Source organism: Nocardia sp. NPDC058497 (genome assembly GCF_042720195.1).
GTDB lineage: Bacteria > Actinomycetota > Actinomycetes > Mycobacteriales > Mycobacteriaceae > Nocardia.
In genome coordinates this window covers 5965-13675 of the sequence record NZ_JBHXMY010000108.1, presented here as the reverse complement: position 1 = coordinate 13675, position 7711 = coordinate 5965, and the positions used below count along the sequence as shown (strand labels likewise).

General features: G+C 65.4%; 9 protein-coding genes. 4 read left to right on the top strand and 5 right to left on the bottom strand.

What is annotated here, in order from left to right:
* The 3 genes from ACFWPJ_RS10490 to istA all read right to left on the bottom strand — a co-directional run.
* On the bottom strand, nucleotides 1–234 hold a 234-nt coding region (locus ACFWPJ_RS10490; protein WP_378849497.1), incomplete at its 3' end, for a hypothetical protein.
* Nucleotides 235–429: 195 nt separating this feature from the next.
* The gene (gene istB / locus ACFWPJ_RS10485; RefSeq protein ID WP_378849496.1) at nucleotides 430–1245 is read right to left on the bottom strand and encodes an IS21-like element helper ATPase IstB; all 816 of its coding nucleotides are present in this window, start codon (nucleotides 1243–1245) and stop codon (nucleotides 430–432) included.
* Entirely contained in the window at nucleotides 1245–2486 is a 1242-nt protein-coding gene (gene istA / locus ACFWPJ_RS10480; protein WP_378849494.1) for an IS21 family transposase, read from the bottom strand. Before istA ends, istB begins: the two co-directional genes overlap by 1 nt.
* 591 nt (nucleotides 2487–3077) lie before the next feature.
* On the opposite strand from istA, the gene ACFWPJ_RS10475 reads away from it, so the two are divergent.
* Together ACFWPJ_RS10475 and ACFWPJ_RS10470 are read left to right on the top strand one after the other, a co-directional pair.
* The gene (locus ACFWPJ_RS10475) at nucleotides 3078–3263 is read left to right on the top strand and encodes a hypothetical protein (protein ID WP_378849493.1); all 186 of its coding nucleotides are present in this window, start codon (nucleotides 3078–3080) and stop codon (nucleotides 3261–3263) included.
* The gene (locus ACFWPJ_RS10470) at nucleotides 3260–4534 is read left to right on the top strand and encodes a hypothetical protein (protein WP_378849491.1); all 1275 of its coding nucleotides are present in this window, start codon (nucleotides 3260–3262) and stop codon (nucleotides 4532–4534) included. The genes ACFWPJ_RS10475 and ACFWPJ_RS10470 overlap by 4 nt, the downstream gene beginning before the upstream one ends.
* A gap of 23 nt (nucleotides 4535–4557) precedes the next feature.
* On the opposite strand, the gene ACFWPJ_RS10465 is transcribed toward ACFWPJ_RS10470, so the two are convergent.
* Nucleotides 4558–5154, bottom strand: coding sequence for a hypothetical protein (locus ACFWPJ_RS10465; RefSeq protein WP_378849489.1), 597 nt, complete (start codon nucleotides 5152–5154; stop codon nucleotides 4558–4560).
* 222 nt (nucleotides 5155–5376) lie between these two features.
* Between ACFWPJ_RS10465 and ACFWPJ_RS10460 the strand changes: the two genes are divergently transcribed.
* Nucleotides 5377–5895 carry a hypothetical protein gene (locus ACFWPJ_RS10460; RefSeq protein ID WP_378849487.1) on the top strand — a complete coding sequence of 173 codons (519 nt, stop codon included), beginning with the start codon at nucleotides 5377–5379 and terminating at the stop codon, nucleotides 5893–5895.
* A gap of 103 nt (nucleotides 5896–5998) precedes the next feature.
* On the opposite strand, the gene ACFWPJ_RS10455 is transcribed toward ACFWPJ_RS10460, so the two are convergent.
* Nucleotides 5999–6964 (bottom strand): helix-turn-helix transcriptional regulator, encoded by a 966-nt coding sequence (locus tag ACFWPJ_RS10455; RefSeq protein WP_378849485.1) that lies wholly within the window; start codon nucleotides 6962–6964, stop codon nucleotides 5999–6001.
* A gap of 89 nt (nucleotides 6965–7053) precedes the next feature.
* On the opposite strand from ACFWPJ_RS10455, the gene ACFWPJ_RS10450 reads away from it, so the two are divergent.
* The gene (locus tag ACFWPJ_RS10450; protein ID WP_378849483.1) at nucleotides 7054–7581 is read left to right on the top strand and encodes a DinB family protein; all 528 of its coding nucleotides are present in this window, start codon (nucleotides 7054–7056) and stop codon (nucleotides 7579–7581) included.
* Nucleotides 7582–7711 lie beyond the last annotated feature (130 nt).

Genomic DNA, 7711 nt, shown 5'->3' with positions numbered 1-7711 from the left:
CTCCATGATCTCGGTCGTGAAGTTCCGCCGACCCCACTGCTCCCAAGCCAGGGTCACAAGCCCAGTCGCCACCAACAGTCCACCGAGCTGACTCACGAACGCTGACAACGGCGCCCATTTGTCGGGGTTGAAGCTGGACAACGCTAGCAGTAAGAGTCCACCGCCACTCATGCCCCATGCCAGGTGGCCGACGGTCAGATTGGTGATCCGGCGTGATTGAGACACTTCAGCCATACGCAGACCGTACACACCAGTGCTCGGGAAGTACGTCCACGATCAGCTGCGGTAGAGACCAGCGCGGTGCGACCACGGGCCCGCCACAGCGGCAGGTCGAATTCCTGCAGATCGAGATTGATGTCAACGGAACGCCAATACTGAACACTTCCCGGCACCGAAATTCTGACCCCTCCGGTCGGTCGGGTTAATGGTTCAGTCTTCAGTTGTGCCGGCGGCAGGGACGCGGCCGAGGTCGCGGTCCTTGAGCCGGTAGCTGTCACCTTTGAGGGCGATGACCTCGGCGTGGTGGACGAGGCGGTCGATCATGGCCGCGGCAACGACCTCGTCGCCGAAGACCTCTCCCCACCGGCCGAAGACCTTGTTGCTGGTCACCAGCAGCGAGGCGCGTTCATAGCGGGACGAGACGAGCTGGAAGAACAGGTTGGCGGCCTCGTTCTCGAACGGGATATAGCCGACCTCGTCCACCACCAGAAGCGGGTAACGGCCGAGCTTGACCAACTCAGCCTGCAACCGACCCGCGTGGTGGGCCTCGGCCAGCCGGGCAACCCATTCGGCGGCGGTGGCGAACGCAACCCGATGCCCGGCCTGACACGCCCGGATCGCCAACCCGATCGCCAGATGTGTTTTGCCGGTTCCGGGCGGCCCCAGGAACACCACGTTCTCTTTCGCGGTGACGAAATCGAGGGTCCCCAGGTGAGCGATCACGTCTCGTTTCAACCCACGGGCATGACTGAAGTCGAACTCCTCCAAAGACTTCCGGTAAGGAAACCGGGCGCAGCGGATGCGGCCTTCACCGCCATGGGACTCGCGCGCGGACACCTCTCGTTGCAGGCAGGCAACCAGGAACTCTTCATGGGTCCAGTTCTCGGCGCGAGCGCGTTCGGGCAGCCGCTGCGCGGCTTCGCGCAGCGACGGCGCCTTCAACGCCCGGGTCAGGAAGTTCAATTCAGCGGCGAAATCCCTTGTCGTGGCGGCTGTTTTCGCGGAGGTTCGGGTTCGACCGGGCATCAGGCCACCCCGCCTTCGATATCGATGCCCAACGCAGCGTCGTAATCGGTCAGGCACCGCTGCTCGACCTCAGGCTCCGGGGCCGGACGCAACACACCGATCCGGCCCCGCCGCAACACTTTCGCCGCCTCGACATGGTTCGGGTCGGACAGGGTTTGATGCCAGGCCCAGATCCGCTCGTGATCGGCGACGATCCGGCCCTCGCAGAACACGCGGACCCGGTCCAGGTCGGCGACGATCTCGATCCGGCGCCCGATCACCGACGGATGCACCGAATAGTCATTGGAATCCAAACGAATGTAATGATCACGCGGCAGCCGCGCCGATCGCCGCCACCCGATCTCCGGATCGACCGGCGGCAACGCCAGCATCGCTTGGCGGTCGGCGGTGATCCGATCAGTCGGGGCGCAGCCCAGCGCGCGCCGCGGCCGGGCATTCACCAACTCCAGCCAGTCACCGAGCTGGGCATTGAAATCGGTTGGGCTGGAGAAGATTCGGCCAGGAAGGAAGGAGCGTTCCAGATAGTCGTGGGCTCGCTCGATCATGCCCTTGGCTTCCGGATCGGCGGGCTTGCAGACGACCACCTTTGCACCTAACGTTCCCCGGAACGCTTGGCACTCGGCGGTCAGCTCGCTGCGACCGGCACGCCACCGGCCGATCGCTCCTTCACCATCCCAAACCAAAACCCTTGGCACCGAACCTAACCGGTGAATGTGGGTCCACCAGCCGGCGAACAGATCTTCTGCATGCCGCGACGGGATCAGCATCGCCATCAGCCAGCGGGAATAGCCTGACACCATGGTCAGGACCGGCAACTGTTTCGGGCCACGGACCTGACCGAACCCGACCGGCAGCTCGATCGGCGGGAACCAGAAATCACACTGGGCGACCTCACCGGCGACATACGTCGTCCGCGACACCGGGTCCGGCGGCAGATACGCCGGCCGCAAGTCCGCGACCCGGCCCGAGAGCACCCGAACCGAGCGGGTCCAGCCGATCCGTTCGGCGATCACCGTCGCCGGCATCGTCGGATACTCCTTCAGCAGCTCACGGATCTGCGGCTCGACCGCGTCCACGATCGAGCCTTTGGGCGGCCGCTCATACTTCGGTGGCCTGTCAGAGGCCACCGCGGCGCGCACGGTGTTGCGGGAAACACCCATCAGCCGGGCGATCGCTTTGATCGGAACACCCTCTGACCGGTGCAAACGACGAATCTCAGCCCAATCTTCCACGGCTAGCATCCCTTCGTCCTCCCTGACTCGGTGAGAGCCAGGGTGACCGACCAAGGGGGTCAGTTTTCAGATGCCACGCGGGGGTCAGTATTCACGTTCTGTCGACAGATGAGCGGACCCCGCAATCAGATCCCGCGGCGGTCTCGTCGTGGTCGGACCGTTGACGAGTACGAACGCGAGGTGGCGTCGTAGCGACGGCCACGTTGCTGTCCGGGTCGGCTTCCCACGTCCCTTGATCGGGGCCCAGTCAGGTCGAACCAGTCGCAGGGGAGGGATGTCGACCAAAGGAGGAAGGTGCGGGAGGCGGGGTGTTCCAGGCGGTGGGGTAGTTCGGAGGGGCGCCAGAGGGCGGAGGCGCCGACTTGGGTGGCCAGCCATTGGGGGGTGGGGTTGGCGGCTTGGGTGATGTCAATAGGCATGGGCCATTGAACATCATCGGTGGAACGTCGGTTCACATGTATCTGTGTCGTTGTTTTCGTTGCTGTGCACAGATATTCGCGAAGTTGTGGTCGGGGGCGGGGGGAGGCGGCATTCTCGGAGGTTGAGATCCACGCGTTGTTCAGGAGCCACATGACTGTCCGAAGTGACCGTGAAGGTGGCGTGCCTGCGACGCTGCCTGCGTTACAGAGTTTGCCCGCCGATGAAGCCAGGGATCTGTTCGAGTTGATGCGGGCGGCGGTGACGTTCGAGGCGGCGGCGCTGGACAAGTCGATCGACTCGATGATCGGGGCGTTGCCTCGGCCGTTGCGTGCGGTGACGAAGAAGATCATGTTCGGCGGCAGATGACTGATTTGACTACGCGGGCGCAGCTGATTCTACTGGCTCGCACGCTGCATGTTCATCCTCAGCGGTTGCAGCATCTGCGGTATCTGGGGGCCGATCGGCTGCACGAGTTGCAGCAGCAGATTTCGGGGGTGTTGTTCGATCAGCACACCGAGACGTTTCGGCGGATCAGCGCGTTGGTGCCGTTCATTCCGTTGTCGATCTCGATTCCGTTGGTGCAGAGGCTGGTTCCGCCGATGACTACCGGGCGGGCAGCCGGGTCTGTCGGGGTGGAGCATCCGGTCAAGGCTGCTGAGACTTTGACGATGCTCGATCCGAGGTATGCGGCGGACTGTGCGCCGTATCTGGATCCGCGGGCCATCGAGCAGCTGTCGGATGTGGCGCCGCCTGGGCCGATCGTCGAGATTGTGAACGAGCTGCTGCGGCGGTGTGATTATGTGACTGCTGGGCCCTTCTTGTCCTGCGCCACACCGGAGTTGATCGCAGCTGTGGAGGCGGGTGTCCCTGACGATGCGGGGCTGATCCACTCAGCGGCCTACTCCTATGACGTCGACATACTCAGCTCCGTGATCCGGCAGCTGCTCGATGGTCCGCATCGGCGGATTCCTCGGATGGTGCATGCGGTGATGTCAGGCCGCCCTGCGTTGCAACATGCTGCGCTGTCGGTGTTTTCGCGGTGTGCGCCGGATGTGATCTGCCGGGTGGGCGATGTGCTGTTCGGCAATGCGCGGCCTGTCGAGGTGGCCAACCTGGTCAGGAATGCGATCGGGATGGGGGCTGTACCTGAACTTCTCACGCTGGCTGGGCAGCTCACGCCTGTCGCGCTGTGGACGCTGGTCGGCAATCCTGTGTTCGACGATCCGGGGGTGGGCGTCGGGCTGGTCGCGCCGCTGGACAGCCGCAGCGACGCGGGGAGTTGGCGTGGATTGTTCACGTTGATGTCGCGCATGGATGAGCCTGTGCGGAGCGTGGTCGGTTACGCGTTGGCCGCGTTGTCGGATTCCGCGGTGGCCGAGCTACCCGCACGGGCAACGGAAACCCATTGCTGGCCTGCATTGCTCGACCTGGTTGCCGTCGCGGGGCCTGACGCGCAGGCTCGGTTCGGCGCGGTGTGGTCGGGGCTCGGGCCCGAGCGGCGGGCTCACCTCCACCGGTGCATTACCGAGCATCACTACGACAGTCGGTTGGCCGAGATCACGGCGTTGGTGGACCCGGTCGCAGTCGATCAGTTGTTCTTCCGGCGTCGGCGGATGCAACGGTATCGGCACGGATAGCCCGGAGTAGATGTTGCGCCGGATCACGCAGGAAGTTCCGATGGCTGTTGTCGGGAGCCATCGGATGCGCCGTCGCCCACGTGCCCACCCGGCGGCAGCCACGCCTTGTTGCCAGGTGGCAGCTCACCGCTGCGTACTCCGAGATCGCCCCTGGCGCATTCGTAGAACTCGTTGCGCAGGCGGCCCATCTCCTCGTACTTGCGAACGTACTCGTCGTGGGCCATGTCAGCACCCATGGCCACGTAGCCGAGTTCCCACGAGGCCTTGTTCCAGCGCCGGGCCGCCGCGACCGCCTCGGGCGAGCCGAGCAGCAGGACGATCTCCCACTTCAGCGACTTCTCCGAGTCGGCTTCCACCAGTGCACGCAGACCCTCCTCGAGGTCGATCGGCTGGCCGGCGTTCGGGAAACCGCGGGCGGCCGACAATCGCATCGAGATCAAGGCGTACTGCTTGAGTGCGTGGGCGAACTCGTTGTACGCGACCAGCCTACGGTCGTCCCACTTGCTCTGCTCCGCGCGCCGCCACCGAGACCGCTCCGTCCACGTTGTCAGAACGAAAGTCGTACCGCCGCCGAGCAGGACGCCGGTCATCGTGAGTACTTGCTGCACAACGGGATTCACTCCACAATGATGGCGAATGTGCCGACGCGGCGCTACGCAATCGGTGATGACTCGGCTCGCCAGTACAGGGCGACCAGCTGTCGCCGACGGCGCCGGATTCAGCGACACCGCCGCGGAGTGTTCTCATGTTTTCGCCATCTACCAGGGCAGTCGTGTATTCGGCTGCGGCGGGGGTAACTGAGTACAGGCGGCGGGACCACTCGCGGTGTTCACGATGCGCGGTTGGCGATGTGCGGCAGCCCGGTGGATCTGGTCGGAGTGGGCCGACCGGGACTACGCGAGGAGGACCAGATGTCTTGCTGGACAACGGCGGAATGTGCGCACCATCCGGCCCAAGGAGACCTGGTAGTGAAACGTGGACCGTTGGTCATTGCAGGTGCCGCGGCAGTGGCTTTGTGCGGTGGGGTCGTCGCGCTGGTCGCCGCGGACGAACTTCTGAACGACCGGAAGCGCGAGCTGCTCGCTACTCGATGCGCAGAGTCGATCGATGTCCCCGGTGCAGCAGTGCTCCTGAACTCTCTGGGGGCCGCGCTGCTCATCGGCACCGCGGTGCTGCTGGTCGCTCTGATCGTTTTATTGGCGCGCACCGCATCCAGGTGGAAGGCGGCGGCGATCCTCTTCGCGGGCATCGTGCTCGTGGCGGTCGGTCTGTACGCGGCGCTGGTGACGTTCACGACGGTGTCGCCCGGATCCACCGAGCCCAGTTCACCCGAATACCATCCCTGCGCGGCACGGATCTGAGAGGAGTCGTCACAGCGCGGGTCGCGGTGGACGAGCGCTACGCCAGCCTCGATCGGATCGGCTAGGCCGTCGACGTTATGTCGGAATGACGAGCAGGGTCTCGCTAGACGCGGGATGTCGCGGCGCTGAAGCGTGCTCCCCACTCTGCCAGTCGCGCAACAAGTTCCGGTGGCCCCAGGATCTGGAACTCCGCTTCTACCTTGCCCAGCAACAGGATCGGCCAGTCGAAGTTGTCGACAGTCATCTCGATGTGGGAGCGGTCGTCGGGTAGGGCGGTGATGATGCACCACCGGCCGACGCGGGAGTGGACATCCAGCGCGGGGGCTTCGATTTCTGCGGTGACGGTGTAACCCGTTCGGCGGGAGCCTATTCCGTCGCGGACGAAGGTTGCGGCGTCGGGGGCGGGCAGTTCGCGGGGGCGGAAGCGGATTCCGGTGGTGTGGGAGTCGGTGAGGCGGTCTACGCGGAAGGTGCGCCAGTCGTGGCGGGTGAGGTCGTAGGCGACCAGGTACCAGCGGCGGCCGAGGGAGACCAGGCGGTGCGGTTCTACTTCGCGGGTGCTGGCGCGGCTGTCGGCGGCGGTGTAGGTGAAGGTGAGGCGTTCTTCGCCGCGGCAGGTCATGGCCAGGTCGGTGAGGACGGCGGGGTCGACGTCGGAGAGAGGGACGGCGTTCCAGCCGGTGGAGACGGTCATCGCGCGGAGGGCGTCGACGCGGCGGCGTAGGCGGGTGGGCAGGACGGTGACGAGTTTGGCCAGGGCGCGGATGGACGGTTCGGCCAGGCCGTCGCCCGCGCCTTGGGAACCGGCCTGCAGGCAGACGGTGATGGCGACGGCTTCGTCGTCGTCTAGGACCAGGGGTGGGAGGGCGGCGCCCGCGGCGAGCTGGTAGCCGCCGTCGACGCCGGGGCGGGCCTCCACGGGGTAGCCGAGTTCGCGCAGGCGGTCGATGTCGCGGCGCAGGGTGCGGGCCGAAACGCCGAGGCGCTCGGACAGTTCGGTGCCCGGCCAGTAGCGGTGCGTCTGCAGCAGCGACAGCAGACGGAGGGTGCGTGCGCTCGTGTCGGCCATGTTTTCGATTATGTCCGCAATTGCGGACAGAAACTGGCCGCAATGGGTTCTACCTTGGATTTCACACCGACAACGAAGGGAATCCGCTCATGACCACGCCTACTCTCCTCGACGCCGAGCGCACCGATCTGCTGGAGATGCTCGCCAAGCACCGGTACTTCCTGCGGCACACGACCCGCGATCTGACCGACGAGCAGGCTGGGATGCGGACCACCGCCAGCGCGCTGTGCCTGGGCGGACTGATCAAGCATGTGGCGGCGGTGGAAGCGAACTGGGCGAAGTTCATCGTCGACGGGCCCGACGAAGGCCCCGATTTCGAGTCGATGAGCGAGGAGGAGATCGCCGCGTGGGGCGACATCTTCCGGATGCTGCCGGGTGAGACCCTGGCCGGCGTGCTCGCCGAGTACGAGCAGGTCGCGGCCCGGACCGACGAGCTGGTGCGCACGCTCCCCGACCTGAATGTGACTCAGCCGCTGCCGAAGGCGCCCTGGTTCGAGCCCGGCGAACGCTGGAGTGCCCGCCGGGTCTTCCTGCACATCATGACCGAGACCGCGCAGCACTCCGGCCACGCCGACATCATTCGGGAATCGCTGGATGGAGCGAAGTCGATGGGCTGAGCTCGGCATGGATGGCCTGGGGCGCCCCCCCGGGGGGGGGCGGGGGCGGCCGGGGGGGGGGCGCGCGTAACACCGCCCAAACCCTGCGCTTTAAAAAAAAACCAAACCCCCCACACCACAAAAAAACACT

Excerpts from the sequence above, each read along its gene's own strand:
- istB (WP_378849496.1), bottom strand. The coding sequence starts at position 1,245 with ATGCCCGGTCGAACCCGAACCTCCGCGAAAACAGCCGCCACGACAAGG.
- istA (WP_378849494.1), bottom strand. The coding sequence starts at position 2,486 with ATGCTAGCCGTGGAAGATTGGGCTGAGATTCGTCGTTTGCACCGGTCA.
- ACFWPJ_RS10470 (WP_378849491.1), top strand. The coding sequence starts at position 3,260 with ATGACTGATTTGACTACGCGGGCGCAGCTGATTCTACTGGCTCGCACG.
- ACFWPJ_RS10455 (WP_378849485.1), bottom strand. The coding sequence starts at position 6,964 with ATGGCCGACACGAGCGCACGCACCCTCCGTCTGCTGTCGCTGCTGCAG.
- ACFWPJ_RS10450 (WP_378849483.1), top strand. The coding sequence starts at position 7,054 with ATGACCACGCCTACTCTCCTCGACGCCGAGCGCACCGATCTGCTGGAG.